This window comes from Stenotrophomonas sp. YJH_SMC_82 (genome assembly GCF_059368875.1).
Genome location: NZ_JCAFSE010000001.1, coordinates 663,304 through 682,960, shown reverse-complemented (window position 1 = coordinate 682,960; position 19,657 = coordinate 663,304). Strand labels below are relative to the sequence as shown.

At 67.5% G+C, this 19,657-nt stretch carries 22 protein-coding genes; 11 read left to right on the top strand and 11 right to left on the bottom strand.

Translation table 11 applies throughout. The features are described 5' to 3' along the window. Positions 1–97 precede the first annotated feature (97 nt). On the top strand, positions 98–544 hold the full coding sequence (locus AC5P53_RS03135; RefSeq protein WP_014648382.1) for a universal stress protein: 447 nt from the start codon (positions 98–100) through the stop codon (positions 542–544). A gap of 5 nt (positions 545–549) precedes the next feature. After that, positions 550–1,020, top strand: coding sequence for a hypothetical protein (locus AC5P53_RS03130; protein ID WP_169412048.1), 471 nt, complete (start codon positions 550–552; stop codon positions 1,018–1,020). Positions 1,021–1,059: 39 nt separating this feature from the next. Here AC5P53_RS03130 and AC5P53_RS03125 read toward each other — a convergent pair whose 3' ends face one another. The 5 genes from AC5P53_RS03125 to frmR all read right to left on the bottom strand — a co-directional run bounded on the left by AC5P53_RS03125 (position 1,060) and on the right by frmR (position 5,367). Next, on the bottom strand, positions 1,060–2,505 hold the full coding sequence (locus AC5P53_RS03125; RefSeq protein WP_049408786.1) for a GGDEF domain-containing protein: 1,446 nt from the start codon (positions 2,503–2,505) through the stop codon (positions 1,060–1,062). Positions 2,506–2,664: 159 nt separating this feature from the next. Further along, positions 2,665–3,495 carry an S-formylglutathione hydrolase gene (gene fghA, locus AC5P53_RS03120; protein WP_241887103.1) on the bottom strand — a complete coding sequence of 277 codons (831 nt, stop codon included), beginning with the start codon at positions 3,493–3,495 and terminating at the stop codon, positions 2,665–2,667. Positions 3,496–3,558: 63 nt separating this feature from the next. Continuing rightward, a complete protein-coding gene (locus AC5P53_RS03115; protein WP_241887104.1) occupies positions 3,559–3,915 on the bottom strand; it encodes a YqcC family protein in 357 nt (118 codons plus the stop codon). Positions 3,916–3,923: 8 nt separating this feature from the next. Beyond that, positions 3,924–5,033, bottom strand: coding sequence for an S-(hydroxymethyl)glutathione dehydrogenase/class III alcohol dehydrogenase (locus AC5P53_RS03110; RefSeq protein ID WP_241887105.1), 1,110 nt, complete (start codon positions 5,031–5,033; stop codon positions 3,924–3,926). Positions 5,034–5,091: 58 nt separating this feature from the next. Continuing rightward, entirely contained in the window at positions 5,092–5,367 is a 276-nt protein-coding gene (frmR, locus tag AC5P53_RS03105; RefSeq protein ID WP_005411009.1) for a formaldehyde-responsive transcriptional repressor FrmR, read from the bottom strand. 186 nt (positions 5,368–5,553) lie between these two features. On the opposite strand from frmR, the gene AC5P53_RS03100 reads away from it, so the two are divergent. Continuing rightward, positions 5,554–5,973, top strand: coding sequence for an Imm70 family immunity protein (locus AC5P53_RS03100; RefSeq protein ID WP_142235180.1), 420 nt, complete (start codon positions 5,554–5,556; stop codon positions 5,971–5,973). A gap of 10 nt (positions 5,974–5,983) precedes the next feature. Here the strand turns inward: AC5P53_RS03100 and AC5P53_RS03095 are convergent, their stop codons facing one another. Then, positions 5,984–6,889 carry a LysR family transcriptional regulator gene (locus AC5P53_RS03095; protein ID WP_241887106.1) on the bottom strand — a complete coding sequence of 302 codons (906 nt, stop codon included), beginning with the start codon at positions 6,887–6,889 and terminating at the stop codon, positions 5,984–5,986. 129 nt (positions 6,890–7,018) lie between these two features. On the opposite strand from AC5P53_RS03095, the gene AC5P53_RS03090 reads away from it, so the two are divergent. After that, the gene (locus AC5P53_RS03090) at positions 7,019–8,122 is read left to right on the top strand and encodes an alkene reductase (protein WP_049440690.1); all 1,104 of its coding nucleotides are present in this window, start codon (positions 7,019–7,021) and stop codon (positions 8,120–8,122) included. A gap of 112 nt (positions 8,123–8,234) precedes the next feature. Here AC5P53_RS03090 and AC5P53_RS03085 read toward each other — a convergent pair whose 3' ends face one another. Next, positions 8,235–8,912 carry an SMI1/KNR4 family protein gene (locus AC5P53_RS03085; RefSeq protein WP_049440660.1) on the bottom strand — a complete coding sequence of 226 codons (678 nt, stop codon included), beginning with the start codon at positions 8,910–8,912 and terminating at the stop codon, positions 8,235–8,237. Between the two features lie 114 nt (positions 8,913–9,026). Here AC5P53_RS03085 and AC5P53_RS03080 point away from each other — a divergent pair, with 114 nt between their 5' ends. Beyond that, positions 9,027–9,443, top strand: coding sequence for a VOC family protein (locus AC5P53_RS03080; RefSeq protein WP_014648391.1), 417 nt, complete (start codon positions 9,027–9,029; stop codon positions 9,441–9,443). A 12-nt stretch (positions 9,444–9,455) separates the two neighbouring features. Here the strand turns inward: AC5P53_RS03080 and AC5P53_RS03075 are convergent, their stop codons facing one another. Next, positions 9,456–10,151 (bottom strand): DAPG hydrolase family protein, encoded by a 696-nt coding sequence (locus tag AC5P53_RS03075; protein WP_049440661.1) that lies wholly within the window; start codon positions 10,149–10,151, stop codon positions 9,456–9,458. 75 nt (positions 10,152–10,226) lie between these two features. Between AC5P53_RS03075 and AC5P53_RS03070 the strand changes: the two genes are divergently transcribed. Further along, positions 10,227–10,889 (top strand): TetR/AcrR family transcriptional regulator, encoded by a 663-nt coding sequence (locus tag AC5P53_RS03070; RefSeq protein ID WP_049440662.1) that lies wholly within the window; start codon positions 10,227–10,229, stop codon positions 10,887–10,889. A 152-nt stretch (positions 10,890–11,041) separates the two neighbouring features. Here AC5P53_RS03070 and AC5P53_RS03065 read toward each other — a convergent pair whose 3' ends face one another. Further along, positions 11,042–11,926: a LysR family transcriptional regulator gene (locus tag AC5P53_RS03065; RefSeq protein WP_014648394.1), complete on the bottom strand. Its 885-nt coding sequence runs from the start codon at positions 11,924–11,926 to the stop codon at positions 11,042–11,044. A gap of 107 nt (positions 11,927–12,033) precedes the next feature. On the opposite strand from AC5P53_RS03065, the gene AC5P53_RS03060 reads away from it, so the two are divergent. Then, the gene (locus AC5P53_RS03060) at positions 12,034–13,092 is read left to right on the top strand and encodes an NAD(P)-dependent alcohol dehydrogenase (RefSeq protein WP_014648395.1); all 1,059 of its coding nucleotides are present in this window, start codon (positions 12,034–12,036) and stop codon (positions 13,090–13,092) included. 122 nt (positions 13,093–13,214) lie between these two features. On the opposite strand, the gene AC5P53_RS03055 is transcribed toward AC5P53_RS03060, so the two are convergent. Further along, positions 13,215–14,579, bottom strand: coding sequence for a glutamate--cysteine ligase (locus tag AC5P53_RS03055; RefSeq protein WP_241887108.1), 1,365 nt, complete (start codon positions 14,577–14,579; stop codon positions 13,215–13,217). Positions 14,580–14,731: 152 nt separating this feature from the next. Between AC5P53_RS03055 and AC5P53_RS03050 the strand changes: the two genes are divergently transcribed. From AC5P53_RS03050 to AC5P53_RS03040, 3 genes are all read left to right on the top strand, one after another. Continuing rightward, a complete protein-coding gene (locus tag AC5P53_RS03050; protein WP_014648397.1) occupies positions 14,732–15,436 on the top strand; it encodes a VIT1/CCC1 transporter family protein in 705 nt (234 codons plus the stop codon). Then, positions 15,433–16,257 carry a helix-turn-helix transcriptional regulator gene (locus AC5P53_RS03045; RefSeq protein ID WP_069117884.1) on the top strand — a complete coding sequence of 275 codons (825 nt, stop codon included), beginning with the start codon at positions 15,433–15,435 and terminating at the stop codon, positions 16,255–16,257. Before AC5P53_RS03050 ends, AC5P53_RS03045 begins: the two co-directional genes overlap by 4 nt. A gap of 694 nt (positions 16,258–16,951) precedes the next feature. Continuing rightward, complete coding sequence (locus AC5P53_RS03040) at positions 16,952–17,923, top strand: MBL fold metallo-hydrolase (RefSeq protein WP_046432495.1); 972 nt, start codon at positions 16,952–16,954, stop codon at positions 17,921–17,923. A gap of 72 nt (positions 17,924–17,995) precedes the next feature. On the opposite strand, the gene yihA is transcribed toward AC5P53_RS03040, so the two are convergent. Then, positions 17,996–18,598 (bottom strand): ribosome biogenesis GTP-binding protein YihA/YsxC, encoded by a 603-nt coding sequence (yihA, locus tag AC5P53_RS03035; RefSeq protein WP_005411022.1) that lies wholly within the window; start codon positions 18,596–18,598, stop codon positions 17,996–17,998. Positions 18,599–18,754: 156 nt separating this feature from the next. Between yihA and AC5P53_RS03030 the strand changes: the two genes are divergently transcribed. Continuing rightward, positions 18,755–19,555 (top strand): c-type cytochrome, encoded by an 801-nt coding sequence (locus AC5P53_RS03030; protein WP_014648400.1) that lies wholly within the window; start codon positions 18,755–18,757, stop codon positions 19,553–19,555. Positions 19,556–19,657 lie beyond the last annotated feature (102 nt).

The window sequence follows — 19,657 nt, the reverse complement described above, 5'->3', positions numbered from 1 at the left end:
CCGTGGGTTGCGTTCGACGCATGCATTGACTGCCGCGCACGGCATGGGTGCGCGCGGTGACATCGGCGACCATCCCCGTCCTGCCAAGGAGACATCCATGTTCACTACCCTGCTGGTCGCCCTGGATGGTGGCCCCCAGCACGCACGCGTGCTGGACCTGGCCGCCGCCATCGCCGGCCCCCACAGCCGCCTGCACCTGCTGTGCGTGCTCGACCCCGAATTCGCGCTGGCGGCCGATGCCAGCGAAGCCGATCGCACCGAGTATCCGGAAGCCGCCCGCCAGCGCTCCCGCGCCGAGGCAGTATTGGCCGAAGCCCTGGCCGAACTGCGCGAGCGCGGCGTCGATGCCATCGCGCAGATCCCCTCCGGCGATCCCGGCGAAGTGATCAGCGAGCAGGCCCGGCGCCTGAAGTGCGACCTGATCGTGATCGGCCATCGCCACCTGTCCCGGCTGGAACGCCTGTTCGAACCCTCGGTCGGGCAATGGACCATCGACCACGCGCCCTGTCCGGTGCTGGTGGAAACCCGCGACCCACAGCCCTAGCCACCATGGCCTCCCGTTCCCCGTTGTTTCCCACCCGGGTCAACTACCGCGCCTTCGGTCGACAGTTCGGCCGGGGCGAACAGGCGCTGCTGGGCGCGATACGGCAGTTGCGCGACCCCGATCTACAGGCCGATGGCCTTGCCCAGCTGAGCGGACTCGGGCTTGGCCAGGAGGGCTGCGACGCCTTCATCGGCCTGCTGTCGCTGCTGGCCACCCCCGCCGCTCCGATCGATCTGCTGCCGGCCGGCTCTCCCTTCATTGCCGCCAGTGAACTGGACCTGCTGGTCTGCCTGCTGCGCATCGCACAATGGCGGCATGCGCGGCCCCGCGAAGACGACACGCTGGCACCGTTGCGCCGGCAACTGGCACGCTGTGCGATGGCCGTGCAGGCGGCAAACCTGCCGTTGCGGCAGCGCTCATTGTCACCGGTCGGGCTGAGGCTGCTCGATCCGACCGGCTGGTTGCGGCAGCGATAAGCCGTCGCGCCCCCCGTGTGATCGCATGCAGAGAGCTGCTCAGCAGTCCATCGTTCCGTGCGTGCTGCCCTCGTCATCCAGCACGTGCGCATGCAGGATCACCTGGTTGCGGCCAGCCCGCTTGGCGGCATACAGGCCGGCATCGGCGTCTGCCAGCAACTGATCGGCACTGGCCAGAGCCGGCGGATGCAGGTAACCCACGCCGATGCTGATACTGACCGATCCTTCCGGCAACGGCAGCGCTTCCACCGCCTGGCGCAGGCGCTCGGCCAGCGCCAGAACGCCCGACAGCGCGCTTCCGGGCACGATCACCGCAAATTCCTCGCCGCCATAACGTGCGACGCTGTCACCGGCGCGACCGGCGCTCGCCTTCAGTACCGCTGCCACGGCCTGCAGGCAGCGGTCGCCGGCGGGATGGCCGTGGCGGTCGTTGAAGGCCTTGAAATGATCGATATCCAACAGCAGCAGGCCCAGCTCGGTGCCACTGCGCCGTGCGCGATTCCACTCGGCCAGCAGCAGCGCGTCGAACTCGCGCCGGTTGGCCACGCCTGTCAGGCCATCCTGGCGCGCCAGCTGGTCCAGCGAGGCCTGCCGTTCCATCAGGTCCACCTGCAGCAGGATGCTGCGCAGGCCGAACCCCAGCGTCGCCACCACGAAACCGCTCACGGCCAGGGGCCGGGCATGGTCGACCACCAGGGTGCCCACCACCAGCAGCAGCAGCGGCAGGATCATCGGGCCCGCCGCCTGCACCGTGCGCGCCATCCGCGGATGCGGCGTCAGGACCCGCGCCGGTGCCTGGCTGAGTGCGAGCAGCGCCAGCAGCAGGAACGGCAGATCGATCAGCAGATCGGCATAGGCACCGAACGCATCACCGGAGGTGTAGTGGTTGATGTAATACGCCACCAACAGGTAGGTCGCCGCATACATCGCCAGCGCGCGGAAAAAGGTACGCCGCTCGGGAACGTCGCCGGCCAGCCAGCGCACCACCGCGAACACGGCGATGCACAGGTTCTGGATATCGAACATGCGTTGCATGTTGGACAACGCGTGGTCGTCGATGTCAACGCGGGCGGCGAACGACTGCGCGTGCACGAAGAACAGCACGCCCAGCAGCGCCGCCATGGCCGCATCGATCAGGCTGATGCTGACCCGTTCCCGGCGCGCCCTGGCCAGGATGAACACCAGGGGCACACCGTAGAGCACGTAAAGGAACAGGCTTGCGCGCGGGGTGAAATCGGCACGCCCGGCGCCCAGGGCGTCGATCATGTTGAACGCCATGCCGCCGGCCCACAGCAGCAGCGCCAATGCCGTGGCGCGCCACCCCAGTGCCGCGCGGTCGCGGCGGGCCCGCCACAGGCAGGCGGCCGCCGCCAGCAACGGGGCACCGGTCAGGAAAACGAAGGAGCCTACCCCGGCCGGACCAGGCCACAAGGCCAGCACCAGGCCATGGCACAGCACATACAGCAGCGCCAGCACTACCGGCATGCATCCCCCGATCCGCAAGGCCGTCTACGCGCACGATAGCGCGGGGCGACGCCACGAGGGTGTGATCCATCGCTGAAAAAGGGGACGGAGGGGATTAAGTCGTTTGCGGCACAGCGGCAAATGCGACTTAATCCCCTCCGTCCCCTTTTTCCCGGGGGCTCAGCCCTGCAGGGCGCGGGCGTGGTGGGCGATGTGCTCGCCGATGAAGCTGCCAATGAAGTAGTAGCTGTGGTCGTAGCCGGGCTGCAGGCGCAGGGTCAGCGGATGGCCGGCAGCGGCGCAGGCCTCCTGCAGGCGCTGCGGCTGCAGCTGGGTCTGCAGGAACTCGTCCGCCTCGCCCTGGTCGACCAGCAACGGCAGGCGCTCGCTGGCCGCGGCAATCAATGCGCAGGCGTCCCATTGCGCCCAGTCGGCCGGGTTGTCGCCAAGGTAGGCGTGGAAGGCCTTCTGCCCCCACGGAACATGGCTGGGCGCGACGATCGGCGAGAACGCCGACACGCTGCGGTAGCGCCCCGGATTGCGCAGCGCGATCACCAGCGCACCGTGGCCGCCCATCGAGTGCCCGCTGATGGCGCGTGCGCCGGTCGCCGGGAACTCCGCTTCGATCAGCGCCGGCAACTCGTGCACTACATAGTCATGCATGCGGAAGTGCTTCGCCCAGGGCGCACGGGTGGCGTTGAGGTAGAACCCTGCGCCCTTGCCCAGGTCGTAGCCTTCGGCATCGGCCACGTCATCACCGCGCGGGCTGGTATCAGGCGCGACAATGATCACGCCGTGTTCGGCCGCATAGCGCTGCGCGCCCGCCTTGGTGATGAAATTCTGCTCGGTGCAGGTCAGCCCGCTCAGCCAGTACAGCACCGGCAGCGTCTGCGTTTCCGCCTGCGGCGGCAGGTACACGGCGAACTGCATGTCGCAGCCCAGCGTGGTCGAATGATGGCGGTAGACGTCCTGCCAGCCGCCGAAACAGGCGCGGTGTTCAATGCGTTCCATGGTGCTCTCCTGCGCGGCGCGTCAGCGCACGCGTGCTTCTGGTAGATGCCGACCTTGGTCGGCTTATCCACGCCCGGCGTGGACGCCTTGGTTGATCAGTTCATCCAGCTGTGCCAGCAGGCGCAGCAACGATTCGACGCCAGGCTGGCCGTCCAGGTTGCGGTACGCCGCCACCGCCACGTCGCTGCGCGGTGGCCACTGGCCGTCGGCGCGGGCTTCGTGCAGGCGCGGCAGGAATACCTGTGCCAGCCAGTGCTCGAACGGCATTTCATCAATGCCGAAGGGCGAGTCCACCACGCGCGGTGGACCCATGCCGCCCTCGACCCACCCCAGCGCGCGCAGCGCCTGCTCGATCGGGTCGACCAGGGCCGCGCGTGGATCCTCCGCACGCGGCCTGCGCAGGGCGTCGAACCAGCCCACGCCGCGGCTCAGTAGTGGACCACCGAACGGATCGACTTGCCTTCATGCATCAGGTCGAAGGCGTCGTTGATCTTGTCCAGTTCCATGGTGTGGGTGACGAACGGGGCCAGTTCGATATCGCCCTTCATCGCATCCTCGACCATGCCCGGCAGCTGGCTGCGGCCCTTCACGCCACCGAAGGCGGTGCCCATCCACTTGCGGCCGGTCACCAGCTGGAACGGACGGGTGGAGATCTCCTGGCCCGAACCGGCCACGCCGATCACCACGCTCTGGCCCCAGCCACGGTGCGCGCATTCCAGCGCCGCGCGCATCACGTTGACGTTGCCGATGCACTCGAAGCTGTGGTCCACGCCCCAGGTCGTCATCTCGACGATGACCTGCTGGATCGGCTTATCGAAATCCTTCGGGTTGATGCAGTCGGTGGCGCCGAATTCGCGCGCCAGTTCGAACTTGGACGGATTGGTGTCCACCGCGATGATGCGGCCGGCCTTGGCCTGGCGCGCGCCCTGGATCACCGCTAGGCCGATGCCGCCGAGGCCGAACACCGCCACGCTGTCGCCTTCCTGCACCTTGGCGGTGTTGTGCACCGCGCCGATGCCGGTGGTGACGCCGCAGCCGAGCAGGCAGACGTGTTCCGGGTTGGCGTCCGGATTGATCTTCGCCAGCGACACTTCGGCCACCACGGTGTACTCGCTGAAGGTCGAGCAACCCATGTAGTGGTACAGCGGCTCACCGTTGTAGCTGAAGCGGCTGGTGCCATCGGGCATCACGCCCTTGCCCTGGGTCGCGCGCACGGCCACGCACAGGTTGGTCTTGCCGCTCTTGCAGAACAGGCACTCGCCGCACTCGGCGGTGTACAGCGGAATCACGTGGTCGCCCGGCTTGACGCTGGTCACGCCCTCGCCCACTTCAACCACGATGCCGGCGCCTTCATGGCCCAGCACCACCGGGAACAGGCCTTCCGGATCATCGCCGGACAGCGTGAACGCATCGGTGTGGCAGACACCGGTGTGGGTGATCTTCACCAGCACTTCGCCCTTCTTCGGCGGGGCGACGTCGATCTCGACGATCTGCAGCGGCTGGCCGGGACCAAAGGCGACGGCGGCACGGGACTTCATGGTGGACTCTCCAGAGACAGGCAATGACAGGATGGGCGGCGCCATGTTGCGCCGTCGTTTATTTCAGGTATGAACGGATCAACGCGCTCATGTCGCGCACGCGTTCAGCGCGTTGTTCATCGGAGGCGGCGGGTTGCCCGAACTCCTCGCGCAGATGGGCCTCCATCACCTCGGACATCAGGCCGTTGACCGCGCCACGGATGGCGGCGATCTGCTGCAGCACCGGCCCGCAGTCGGCGCCAGCTTCCAGCGCGCGGTCCAGCGCATCGCACTGGCCACGGATGCGGCGCACGCGGGCCAGGACCTTCTTCTTCTCTTCGGGGGAGTGCGGCATGGCGAGGCCACCTCGGAACTATACTGGGGGATAGTATACACAGATGTTCTCAAGGTGACGGGAATGGCATCTCCCGCCTCCGCAGCGGCGCCCTTGAATTCATTAGGATCAATCATTTACAGAAACCCAGCTTCTACCATCAACACATGAGGCATGCTCTGGGAACTACAGAATCAGGAACAGGTAATGGGCGTTGGTATCCAGCTCGGGCGCATCACCGATGAGATCGGCAGCGGCGACTTTCTGTACGCGTTCTTCTCGACGATCACCGGCAATCTGGAACCGGATGGATGGGGAAGCCGTTTCCCTATCCTCATGAGGCAACTGTACGCCGGCGGACTGCAGCAATCAGATGCTGCCGACGCGCTGGCCGAACTGCATAGGGTCCGCCGCGAGCTGGCCGAGCTTCCGCCAGCCCGTGTCATCTGGTCGTTCGAGGATCGAACCCAGCGTCCACCGTGGGGAGACGATATCGCTGGCGACATCGACAGCCTGGCGACCTACTTCGTCACCTCACATGGGCGCGATCTGATCGCGCTTCTGGCTGAGGTATTTGAAGCACTTCAGGAAGGCGAAGACACGTCCGCCCGGATCGTCGACTACTGACGCCCTACGCTCAGTCAAACAGGCCCTGAGCCGCCAGCCGCGCCAGTTCATCCACCACATAGCGCACCTTCGGCCGCAGGTGCCGGGTCGGTGGCCACAGCGCATGGATGTCGATATGCCGTTGCATGTGCGCATCCAGCACCGAGTGCAGCGCGCCGGATTCCAGATGTCGGCGTACCAGTGAAATGGGCATCTGGCAGATGCCCAGTCCTGCGATGGCCGCATCGATCACTGCGTCACCATCGTTGAGCTGGTAGGCCGCGTTCGGGATGAATGTTCCCTCGGCGTCATCACTGCCAATCCGCCACGCCACCGGTTGCCCATGGCGGAAGCCGACGATGCTGCGATGCTGCGCCAGTTCCTCCACGGTCGCTGGCACGCCATGCGCCTGCAGGTACTCCGGCGATGCGCAGGTGACCAGGCGCTGGCGACCCAGCCGGCGCGCGACCAGGTGCTCGGCCTGGTGCAACCCGCCGAAGCGGATCAGCAGGTCGATGCCCTCTTCGACCGGATCAACGAAGTGATCGGTGAAGGTCATCGTCAGTTGCAGGCCCGGGTACTGCCGGCACAGGCGCAGCAGCACGGGCAGCACCACCAGCCGCCCGAACGAGGACGGCATGTCGATGCGCAGCCGTCCGCTGGGCAGGCCGGCCGACCCCAGGCAGGCTTCGGCGGCGGAGATTTCTTCCAGCGCCGCCGCACACGATGCGTAGTACGCCTCGCCATCGGTGGTCAGCGCGATGCGCCGCGTGGTGCGGTGGAACAGGCGCACGCCCAGCCGCGCTTCCAGCCGGGCGATGGCCTTGCCCACTGCCGAGCGCGAGATGCCCAGCGCGTCGGCAGCCTCGGTGAAGCTGCCTGAGCGGGCCGTGGTAACGAAGGTCACCAGGCCATTCAACGATTCCAGCGGCAGCATCTATCACGCTCCATTGGGGACAAATAGTCCCGCGCCCAGGGAGATCGAAGCGCTTTATGCGTCCGCATGTCAACTCCATCCTGTGTGCATCGCGCCGCTGGCGCCTTCCCCCACACCGAGATGACCGACATGATCGCCGCCCTGTTCCGCCCCTTCGATCTGGCAGGCACCGCCCTGCGCAACCGCATCGCGATGGCCCCGATGACCCGCGCCCGCAACCCCGGTGCGGTCGCCAACGAACTCACCGCGCAGTACTACCGGCAGCGCGCCAGCGCCGGCCTGATCATCAGTGAAGGCACCCCGGTCTCGCCGCAGGGCCAGGGCTACATCGACGTCCCGGGTATCTGGTCGGCCGAGCAGGTGGCCGGGTGGAAGCTCGTCACCGAGGCGGTGCATGCCGCACAGGGCACGATCTTCGCCCAGCTCTGGCACGTCGGCCGCATGTCGCATTCCTCGCTGCAGCCCGACGGTGGGCAACCGGTCAGCGCCGGTACCCGCCCGGTGGCCAGCGCACCGAAGAACACCTCGTTCGTGTACCTGGACGATGGCAGCCGCGGCCACGCCGATCCCACCCCGGCACGTGCACTGGAGACCGCAGAGATCCCCGGCATCGTCGACGACTTCGTGCGCGGCGCAGAGAACGCCATCGCCGCCGGATTCGACGGCATCGAACTGCATGCCGCCAACGGCTACCTGTTCGAACAGTTCCTCAACCCGGTCATCAACCAGCGCGAAGATCACTACGGCGGCTCGCTGCCCAACCGCGCGCGCTTGATCCTGGACACCGTCGATGCGATGGCCCAGCGCATCGGTGCGCAGCGCATCGGCGTGCGCCTGGCACCGAACAATCTCACCTTCGACATGCCGTTCTACCCCGACAACGAGGCCACCTATCTGTACCTGGCCGAGGAACTGGGCAAGCGCGGCCTGGCCTATGTGCATCTCAACGACAACCAGCAGGCGGGCCAGTCGGTGCTGGGCGAGGCCTTCCTGCAGCAGTTCAAGCAGGCCTACGGTGGCACCGTGATCCTGGCCGGCGGCATGACCCGCGAACGCGCCCTGCAGCTGGTCGAGGCCGGCACCATCGACCTTGCCGCGTTCGGCCAGCCGTTCATCGCCAACCCGGATCTGGTCGAACGCCTGCAACGCAACGTCGCGCTGGCCACGCCCGACCGCAGCACCTATTACGGGGGCGGCGAGGCGGGCTATCTCGATTACCCGGCCGCAGGCTGATCCCGCACGGGGCCCGCACGGGGTCGGATCCCCTTCCAACGGAAAGGGCTCTGCCCCCTGTTCGGCGAACAAGGAGTCAGAGCCACGCTGCGCCCGGATCCGACCCCAGCCCTCAGGCGTCCTCGCGCACGTAGGCGAACGACTCGTCCAACCGCTCGAAGCCGATCACTTCAGCGACGATGGCCTGTGCCTCGTCTTCGCTGAAGTTCCCTTCTTCAATATCGTCAACGCGGGCGAACAGCCGCTGCAATGCTGCGTACTGGTCGCCGCGCAGGAAGGAATGGTGAGTCTGCAGCCAGCGCTGCAGATTCCCGGCCAGCTCGCCGTGCGACAGCAGTGTGTACGGCCGCTGGTAGTCGGCAACCGCTTCGACCATCTTGCGGAACACGAAATCCTGGTAGCTGGCGGCCAGCACGTCGGCACGGTCGTCGTCATGCCACACCATCACCACCGGCGGTTCGCTGAAACCGGGCGCGTTGCTCCAGAAACAGTAACTGTCACCCGCGCCGGTCCGCGCAAAGGGCAGCAACTGCAGGTCAGTGCGCAGGGGATTGTAATGATCCTCCGCGGTCAGCTCCTGCCACGCCTCGAGCAGTTCATCGTGTTCCAACGGCTCATAGTCCTGGGCGTACAGCAGCACCGGCGGTTCTGCCTGCAGCGCCGGGAATACCACCTCGGACCATTCCGGATGGGGAGCACCCCAGCTCAACCGACCCGCTGCATGCAACTGCTTGAACAGGGGCGGGAAGGTCTGGCCGGTGGCCTGTTCGATGCTGGATAGCGCGCTCATGGATGTCCTTGTCGATCGAGACCGCCCAGCTTGCCCGAATCCGCGCAGGAGATGAACCGGCAGCACCACGCGGCAGGACTAGACTGCGACCACCGGATGCCGCCCATCGCTACCATGAACGCCACTGCCCACAGCTTCATCGTCAACATGGACGTGCCCGACCTGGCCGCCGCCGAAGACTTCTACATCCGGGCCTTCGGCCTGCGCATCGGCCGCCGTCTCGGCCCGGGCGCCGTGGAGCTGCTCGGTGGGCCAACGCCGCTCTACCTGCTGCACAACGACGCCGGCAGCGCCGCCACGGAAGACGGCGACGTGCGCGACTACGAGCGTCATTGGACGCCGCTGCACCTGGACTGGGTGGTGGATGACATTGAAGCCGCGCTGGCACGTGCAGTTGCGGCCGGGGCGACACTCGAGCAGTCCGTGCGCGAGCGTCGCTGGGGACGCATCGCCGTACTGGCCGATCCGTTCGGGCATGGCTTCTGCCTGATCCAGTTCAGTGGCGAAGGCTACGATGCGCTGGTTGAATGACCGGCGCGCCGTTCACCACGGCAACGGCACTGCTTCGCCGTTGGCGCGCTCGCCGTAGTACAGCGAAGGCAGCAGCCGCGACAGGAAACTGAACTCCGTATAGCAGTGCCTGAGCAGGCCCAGGCCGACCGCGTCGCCGGCATCGCGACGCGGATCGGCGCTGTCCAGGCCGAGCACGAAGCGGCTGCGCAGCACGCAGCCAAACGGCGTATCGCGCGCCACATGCAGCATCTGCCCATCGCAGGGATCGCCCTGTACATCCAGACGCACGTGATCACCGAAGCCGATGCGCGCGGCGATCACCGCCGATACATGGCCTGCATCCTGTGCCGCCTGCAGGCGTTCGGGCACCAGCAAGGTGCGCGGGTCATGGAACTTCAGGCGCGCCGCCACCGGCGGAATGTCAGCGAGCGATTCCACCGCATGGATGCTGGCGCCGTGGTAGCTGCGCCCGCGCTGCCAGGCCGCGTCCCAGCCGCGATGCTCGACGTGATCGACCGGATGCCACCAGCGGATGTGCTGGGTGGTCTCGAAGAAGGTGAACCACCAGTCCAGCATGCGGCCCTTGCAGCCGTGCAGATCGGTGCGCACAGCCACCAGCAGCGTGCCGTCTTCGCGGCGCTGGATGCCGGTTTCCAGATGCATCGGCGCCGGGTCCAGCAGATCGTGGTGGTCCAGCCAGGGGCGAGCGTTCACAGCGGTATCCATGGGAGTCTCCTACGGGTTGGGAGACCCGACAATAAGGAAACGCTTTCCGTTTCGCAATTAACCGGATGCGGTAAGATGGGCGCAATGAACAGCACCACCCTGCCCGCGCCCACATCACCGACCCGCCGCCGTGGCCGCCCTGCGCGACCGGAAGCCGAAGTCCGCCACGCGGTGCTGCAGGCGACGCTGGAGCTGCTGCTGGCACAGGGTTACGAGGCCACCACCATTGAAGCGGTGGCGGCGCACGCCGGGGTGGCGAAGAAGACCGTGTACCGCCATGCCAGCAACCGCGAGGAGCTGGTCGGGTTGGCGGTGCGTGAGTGGACCGACGGCTTCGCGCCACAGCTGCAGCGTGATGCGCGCAATGCCCAAGAGGTCGTGCCGTTGCTGCAGGACATCCTGCACGCGGTGTGCACGCAGGCGCTATCGGCGCAGGCGGTGCAGGTGTTCCGCCTGCTGGCCACCGATTTCCCCGGCAAGGACGCGCTGCTGCAGGCCTACCTCGACAACGGCATCGAACGCGGCCGTGCGCTGCTGGCCGACTGGCTGGCACGTCAGCAGCAGCGTGGACTGCTGCGCGAGGGAGATTCCGCATGCATGGCGCGGCTGATCCTGGCGATGGCCGTGGCCGAGCCGCTGCGCGAACGCGTGATCGGCGTGGTGGCCGAGGATGCGCCGGTGGAGATGCATCTGCGTGAGTGCGTGGCGTTGTTGGCGCCGGTGTTGCAAGGGCCGTAGCGTGGTGCCATCCACGCATGGCGTGGATCTACCGGCCGATGTCGATTCGTTGATCGGCAACGCCCTGCCCCGGCAGGTGCCGACCGTTGGTTGGCAATGGCCTGCCCCGGTGGGTGCCGACCGTTGGTCGGCACCACGTCATCCATCGCAACTCACTCGCGCAACATATCCACGAACGCACGCAACGCGCCCGGCATCTGCCGCTGCTTCGGGTAGTACAGCGCGAAGCCGGCAAACGGCTCGCTCCAGTCTTCCAGCACCGCCACCATCTGCCCCGATTCGATGTACGGCCTTGCCGTGTCTTCCAGCACGTACGCCAGGCCGATGCCATCCAGAACGGCGCGCACGATCGTGCCCTGCTCGCACAGGGTCAACCGCCCGGGCACGTCGATCTCCAGCGCCTGCCCATCGCGCTCGAACTGCCACTTGTACAGGTGCCCACTGGCGAAGCGGAAGCGGATGCATTCGTGCGCGGCCAGGTCGCGCGGATGCTGCGGTGCCGGCCGACGCCGCAGGTAGTCCGGCGAGCCGACGATCAGCCCGCGCAGTGGCGGCCCCATCGGCACCGCCACCATGTCCTCCGGCACGAACTCATGCAGGCGCACGCCGGCGTCGTAGCCCTCGGCGACGATGTCGACCAGGCCGTCATTTTCGGTCAGCTCCACCCGCACGTCGGGATGGGCGTGCAGGAAGCGCGCCAGCCTCGGCCCCAACTGGGTCGGTACCGCCGCGCGGGTGGCGTTGATGCGCAGCAGGCCGGCCGGGGCTGCGCGGAAGTGGTTCATTTCTTCCAGTGCGTCGTGCACCTGCCCCAACGCCGGCTGCAGGCGCTCCAGCAGGCGCTGCCCGGCCTCGGTCAGGGCCACGCTGCGGGTGGTGCGATGGAACAGGCCCACCCCCAACCGTTCCTCCAGCGCGCGGATCGCGTAGCTCACCGCCGAGGTCGACAGCGCCAGCTCGGCGCCGGCACGGCGGAAGCTGCGGTGGCGGGCGACCGCGGCGAACGCGGCCAGGTGGGAGAGGTTGTCAGTGGCCACGATTGTGCAGTTTCACTTGATGAATCATGCCGATATCCGCGCTTCTTGCTGCTGGTTGCGGGGCGTATTGTAAAACGCCTTTCGATAAACCCTGCCAAGGATTCCCCATGTCCCTCGCCCGTGGTTACGCCGCCCATTCCCATACCGACCCGCTGGTCCCGTACGAGTTCGAACGCCGCGCGGTCGGCCCGGACGACGTGCGCATCGAGATCCTCTACAGCGGCATCTGCCATTCCGACCTGCACCAGGCCCGCGATGACTGGGGTGGCTCGATCTACCCGATGGTGCCGGGCCACGAGATCATCGGCCGGGTGACCGAAGTCGGCAGCAACGTCACCCGCTTCAAGGTTGGCGACCACGCCGGCGTCGGCTGCATGGTCGACTCGTGCCGCCACTGCGACGCCTGTGAGCACGATCTGGAGCAATATTGCGCCGAAGGCGCGACCTGGACCTACAACGGCCGTGAACGCGAAACCGGCGCGCCGACCTACGGCGGCTATTCCGACCACGTGGTGGTCGAGCAGCGCTTCGTGGTGAAGGTGTCCGACACCCTCGACCTGAAGGCGGCCGCCCCGCTGTTGTGCGCCGGCATCACCACCTGGTCGCCGCTGCGCCACTGGAAGGTCGGCCCGGGGCAGAAGGTGGGCGTGATCGGTCTCGGTGGCCTCGGCCACATGGGCGTGAAGTTCGCCAAGGCACTGGGCGCGCACGTCGTGATGATCACCACCACGCCGGAAAAGGGTGCCGATGCCAAGCGCCTGGGCGCCGATGAGGTACTGGTCTCGCGCGATGCCGCGCAGATGAAGGCGCACGCCGGCAGCTTCGACTTCCTGCTCAACACCATCCCGGTCGGCCATGACACCAACCCGTACATGGGCCTGCTCAAGCGCGAGGCCACCATGTGCCTGGTCGGCGTGCTGACCGAACTGGACCCGCCGCTGACCGGCGGCAGCGTGATCTTCGGCCGCAAGCACCTGACCGGCTCGGCAATCGGCGGCATGGCCGAAACCCAGGAAATGATGGACTTCTGTGCCGAGCACGGCATCGTCAGCGACGTCGAGATCATCGACATCAAGAACGTCAACGAAGCCTGGGAACGCATGGCGAAGAACGATGTGCGCTACCGCTTCGTGATCGACATGGCGACGATGCAGAACGCCGCCTGATCCAGGGCAGATGCGAAAAAGAAAAACCCCGGCAATGCCGGGGTTTTTCTTCTGGTAGTGCCGGCCGCTCGCCGGCAACCCCATACATCTGCCGGCCAGCGGCCGGCACTACCGCAATCCACTCAGTACGCGAACTCGCGGAACACCGGATCGACGTCGCCGTGCCAGCGGCCATGGAACAGCGCCAGCTTGCGCTCGGCCGGGGTCAGGCCGGATTCGACGATCTCCTGCAGCACGTCCAGGAACTTGCTCTCGTCCTGGCCGTCGGCATTGCGCGCCGCACGGCGCCTGAGGCCTTCGACGGAAATCTTCACCGCTTCGCGGGCCAGGTCGCGCACCGTGCCATTGCGGAACGGCAGGTTCATCGCATGCTTCGGCACGCCGTCGCGCAGTGCATGGCGCTCGGCCAAGGTGAAATCGCGTACCAGGTCCCAGGCGGCATCCAGTGCGGTGTCGTCATACAACAGGCCCACCCAGAATGCCGGCAGCGCACACAGGCGGCTCCACGGGCCACCATCGGCACCGCGCATTTCCAGGTACTTCTTCAGGCGCACTTCCGGGAACGCGGTGGTCATGTGGTCCGACCAGTCGCGCAGCGTCGGCAGCACACCCGGCAGCACCGGCAGCCTGGCCTGCATGAAATCGCGGAAGCTCTGCCCGCTGGCGTCGTGGTAGATGCCATCGCGGTAGGAGAAATACATCGGCACGTCGAGCAGGTAGTCGACATAGCGCTCGTAACCAAAACCATCCTCGAACACGAAGTCGAGCATGCCGGTGCGGTCGGCGTCGGTGTCGGTCCAGATGTGCGAGCGGTAGCTCAGGTAACCGTTCGGCTTGCCTTCGGTGAACGGCGAATCGGCGAACAGCGCGGTGGCGATCGGCTGCAGCGCCAGCGACACGCGGAACTTCTTCACCATGTCCGCTTCGGTGGCGTAGTCCAGGTTCACCTGCACCGTGCAGGTGCGGGTCATCATGTCCAGGCCCAGCGAACCGACCTTGGGCATGTACGAGCGCATGATCTTGTAGCGCCCCTTCGGCATCCAGGGCATTTCATCGCGCTTCCACTTCGGCTGGAAGCCCATGCCGAGGAAACCCAGCTGCAGTTCGCCGGCCACCTGTGCCACTTCGTTGAGGTGGGTGCCGGTCTCCACGCAGGTCTGGTGGATGGTCTCCAGCGCCGCGCCGGACAGTTCCAGCTGTCCAGCCGGTTCCAGCGTCACCGAGGCACCGTCGCGCAGCAGCGCGATCGTGTTGCCGTTTTCCTGCACCGGCTCCCAGCCGAAGCGGACCAGGCCGTTGAGCAACGCTTCGATGCCGCGCTCGCCCTCGAAGGTCGGCGGGCGCAGGTCATCCAGGCGGAACCCGAACTTCTCGTGCTCGGTGCCGATGCGCCACTGCGCGCTGGGCTTCTCGCCGGAGGCGATCACCTCCACCAGCTGCGAGCGGTCGGTAATGGGGGTATCGGCGACGTGGCTGGGGCTCGACAAGGGGAAGGCTCGCTGGACGGTGGCGGGGGATGTGGGGCTCGCGGCCTTCCATCGCAAGGGCGCACTATAGCGTGGCACCCCGTTGCGTCATGCGACGGTGACGGGTTTCAGCATCCTACCGACGCCCTCTTGACCCTCGTACACTCGGCGTCATGAACCGTCATTCGCGACACCCCGAACTGCACCGCTCCGAGCGCGTCGGCTGGTTGCGTGCCGCCGTGCTGGGGGCCAACGATGGCATCGTCTCGGTGGCCGGCCTGGTGGTCGGCGTGGCGGCCAGCGGCGCCTCCGCCACCACTATCCTTGCCACCGGCGTGGCCGGCACCGTGGCCGGCGCGATGTCGATGGCCGCCGGCGAGTATGTGTCGGTGCAGACCCAGGCCGACACCGAAGCGGCCGACCTGGCAATGGAAAAGCGCGAGCTGCGCGAAGACCCGCACAGCGAACTGGAGGAGCTGGCCGCGATCTACCGCCACCGCGGCCTGGAGCCTGCATTGGCCCGGCAGGTGGCCGAACAGCTTACCGCCCACGATGCACTGGGTGCCCACGCCCGCGATGAGCTGGGCATCACTGACACCCTGCGCGCGCGCCCGCTGCAGGCGGCGCTGGCCTCGGCCGGTGCGTTCACCTGCGGTGCGGCGCTGCCGGTGCTGACCGCCCTGCTCGCGCCGACCGACAAGGTTGCGTTGATGACCACGGCCAGCACCCTGCTCGGCCTGTGCCTGACCGGCGCGGTGGCGGCCCAGGCCGGGGGCGCACCGCCTGTACGCGGCGCGGTCCGGGTGATGTTCTGGGGCGCGCTGGCGATGGCTGCGGCGGCCGGCGTCGGTCGCCTGTTCGGTGCCCAGGTGTCATGACCGGCATGCTGCCAGCGGCCACTGCGTTGCTGGCCGAGATGGCCAGCCTGGCCGGCTGCGGGCGCGCCGAGGGCTATGCCTGCATCACCGCACGCCGCGAGCATGGCGCCAGCTCGGTGGAGGTTCCGCAACCGCAGTTCGCGATCCTGCTGGAAGGCCGCAAGCAGGTACGTACCGCACACCAGTCGCTGACGTTCGTTCCCGGCGACATCCTGCTGCTGACCCAGCGGTGCCGCATCGACGTGGTCAACACCCCCGATCCCTGCAGCGGCCGCTACCTCAGTGCCATCGTGCCGCTCTGCACCGAAGTGCTGGCGGCGGCGCGTACGCTCTGGAACGAAGAGCTTCCCGCCCCCGGCCAGGCGATGGCGCGACTGCCGTTGATCGACCATGGCGCGGTGCTGCGCCAGTGGCGGCAATCGCTGCAGGACGGCCGTTACAGCGACGCGCGGCTGGCCCTGGCCTCGCTGGTGCTGACCCTGTGCCGACAGGGCCACGGCAACCTGCTGCTGCCGCAGGCGCCGAGCCTGGGCGAACAGATCCGCGACCGCATCGCCGCCGAACCAGCACGCGACTGGCAATCACGCGATGTGGAAGAACAGTTCGCGCTGAGCGGCGCGACCCTGCGCCGTCGCCTGGCGGCCGAGGACACCAGCCTGCGCCAGCTGCTCACCGAGGCCCGGCTGGCACATGGCATGCAGCTGCTCTACACCACCGACCTGCCGTTGAAGACCGTGGCCGCGCGCGCGGGCTACCGGTCTGCGGCCAGTTTCAGCAAGCGCTTCGCCGAGCAGTACGGGCTGGCTCCCACAGATATTTGAGGGGGTTCGGCAGGGCTGCGCCCTGCACCTGCCGAAGCAAGAGCAAGAGCAACAGCAATAGCGTGCATCCCGTGGGATGGCGGGGCACTGTGGGTTTGCGGGGACGCCGTAAACCCGTCCATGGGGGCTTGGTCGCCGCATCCATGCGGCTCACACCCCGCCAACCCACAGTGCCCCGCCTTCGACAGATTCCGGCGGCTGTTGGTAGGTGTCGACCTTGGTCGACACATCTGTCAGATATCGAAATCGATCTGGGGTCAGATCCGTTTTCCTGCGGAAAACGGATCTGACCCCGCGAGCTGACAGATCGCGGAAAACTGTCGAAGGCGGGGTGGGTCCGGTTGCGGGAGTGTCTGCGGCATGGATGCCGCGGCCAAGCCCCCATGGGTGAGGGCGCTTTGCTTGCGAAGCACTGCTTCGCAAGCGCCCGAATGCCCAGCCGCCAGCGACTGGGCCGGACCGCGGAGCGGGGTTTAGGGCGTCTCCCGCAACCGGACCCGCGCCGCCATCCCACGGATAGCCCGCTGTTGCTGTTGCTTCGGCCATTGCCGTTGCCTCTGCGGGTGCAGGGCGCAGCCCTGCAGCCCCCCCCCCCCTTCCCTGAGCATTCCGCGCAGTGGTTTGAGCGCCGTGCACACGCCGGCCACGGCAAGCTGGGCACAACGGAACCGCCCGTCATCCACCGAGAACCGCCATGATCCTGCGTCCCCTGCCGCTGCGCGGCGCCCTGCTGCTGGCCCTGTCGTCCCTGCCGCTGGCTGCACTGGCCGAAGCCACCTCGCCCGCTCCCACCCAGCAGGTGCCCGGCGTCTACCACCAGCGCGTTGGTGCGCTGCAGGTCACCGCCCTGTTCGACGGCGTGGTCGCGCTGGGCCGGCAGGAAGTGGTCGACGTGCCGCCGACACTGGTCAGCCGCCTGTTGGAAGGCCGCTACGTACCGGAAGACAAGAAGGGTCTGCAGACCGCGATCAACGCCTTCCTGGTGCGCCAGGGCAACCACCTGACCCTGGTCGATACCGGCACCGCGCAGTGCTTCGGCCCCGGCCTGGGCCAGGTGCTGGGCAACCTGCGCGCCTCCGGCGTGGACCCGGCCGAGGTGGACGAGGTGCTGCTGACCCACGCCCACCCGGACCATCTGTGCGGCGTGCTCGACGCGCAGGGCAAGCCGGCCTACCCGAATGCCACGGTGTGGCTGTCCAAGGCCGATGCCGATTACTGGCTCAGCCCGGCCAGCGAGGCCACGGCGCCGAAGGGCGTGCGCTTCGCCTTCCCGCTGGCACGCAACGCGGTCGCGCCCTACCAGGCCAGCGGCCACCTGCGCACGTTCAGCCCCGGCGATGCCCTGCCCGGTGGCGCGGTGGCGATGGACACCCACGGCCATACCCCCGGCCATGTCTCCTACCGGTTCGACAGCCAGGGCCAGTCACTGCTGGTGTGGGGTGATGTGCTGCACTTCCATGCGGTGCAGTTCGCGCACCCGGAAGCGGCATTCGAGGCCGATTCGGACCGCAAGGCGGCCATCGCCAGCCGTCGCGGGCTGCTGCAGCAGGCCACCGCCAACGGTTGGTGGGTGGCCGGTGCGCACCTGCCGTTCCCGGGCCTGGGCCATGTGCGTGGCGAGGGCCAGGCCTATGCGTGGGTGCCGGCGGAGTATTCGCCGTTGTGAGGGTGTGCCGACCAAGGTCGGCACCCACCCGATCGGGTAGCGCCCGGCTGCCAGCCGGGCGACCGGAGAGCCTTATTCCAGCCCCAGCCAGCCGCCGATCACGCCGCGGGCTTCGTCCACGCCGGTACGGTCTTCGCCGGAGAACACCTGCACGCTGACGCTGTCACCGTAAGCCGATTGCAGCTCCTTGCGCACCTTCTGCAGGGACTGCATCTGCTGGCTGCGGCTGAGCTTGTCGGCCTTGGTCAGCAACGCGTGCGCCGGCAGGCCACGCTGCACGGCATAGGACAGCATCTGCCGGTCGTAGTCCTTCAGGGGGTGGCGGATGTCCATCACCACCACCAGGCCCTTGAGGGCCTCGCGGGTGCGGAAATACTTGTCAATGAAGGCCTGCCAGTGCGCCTGCAGGTCCAGCGGCACCTTGGCGTAGCCGTAACCGGGCAGGTCGACCAGATGCGCTTCCGGGGTGACCTGGAAGAACACCAACTGCTGGGTGCGGCCGGGGGTCTTGGAGACACGGGCCAGGGCGTTCTGGCGGGTCAGCGCGTTGAGCGCGCTGGACTTGCCGGCGTTGGAGCGGCCGGCGAAGGCCACTTCAGCCCCTTCGTCGGGCGGCAGCTGCCGCACGTTGTGGGCCGAAAGGTGGTAACGGGCGCGTTCGATGAGCAATGACATGTGCCTAGGATCGCATGTTGCGGCGCCGCGCGCCCGTGCCGGCGGCCGCTGCGGCCATTTTGCTGCACTGCTGCGTTGACCGTGCGCGGAAACGCCGTTGATAATCCGGGCGATGCCGGCGGCCACCGTCCGGCCCGGTCCATACGGAGCTTCAGCATGCGCCACGCTCGCGTTCTTGCCGTATCCGCCCTTGCCACTGCTGTAGTCGTTGCCGCTGCTGCGTTCGCGCAGACCACGTTGACCCCGCTGCCCGACAACGGGCCGATCAATACCGCCTCGCTGGAGGTGGACTTCAGCAAGACCCACTGGGGCGATGCCAAGGCCGGCCAGACCAAGGCGACGGCCTGCGCGGCCTGCCATGGTGCCGACGGCAACTCCACGGTGGAGATGTACCCGTCCATTGCCGGCCAGAGCGAGCGCTACGTGGCCCAGCAGATGGCCCTGATCGCCAACGGCCAGCGCAGTTCCGGCGCGGCGGTGGCGATGGTGCCGTTCGTGCAGAACCTCACCCCGCAGGACATGCGCGATATCGGCGCCTACTTCGCCACGCAGAAGGCCAACGCCGGCATCGCCGATGACACGGCAGTGACCGATGGCCCCTACAAGGGCATGAAGTTCTACGAGATCGGCCAGCAGCTGTACCGCGGCGGCGATGCCAAGCGCGGCCTGCCGGCCTGCATGGCCTGCCACGGCCCCAGCGGTGCCGGCAATCCCGGCCCGGCCTATCCGCACCTCGGTGGGCAGCACGCCAGCTATGTCGCGCGCCGCCTGCAGGAGTACCAGGCCGGCCAGACCAACGAGACCGACAAGGCGCACTTCCAGATCATGGCCACGGTCGCGCAGAAGCTCAGCGAGCAGGAGGTGCAGGCGCTGTCGAGCTACCTGCAGGGCCTGCACAACAAGGCCGACGATGTGGCCGCTGCGGCCACGCCGACGCAACCGGCTGCCGCCCCCTGACCACCACTGGTCGGCCCGGGCCGCGACGCCGGCCCACGGCTGCGGTATGTTTCCTTCACGCCGGCGACCGCGCCGGCGTTGCTTTTTTCAACGGAGATGCGT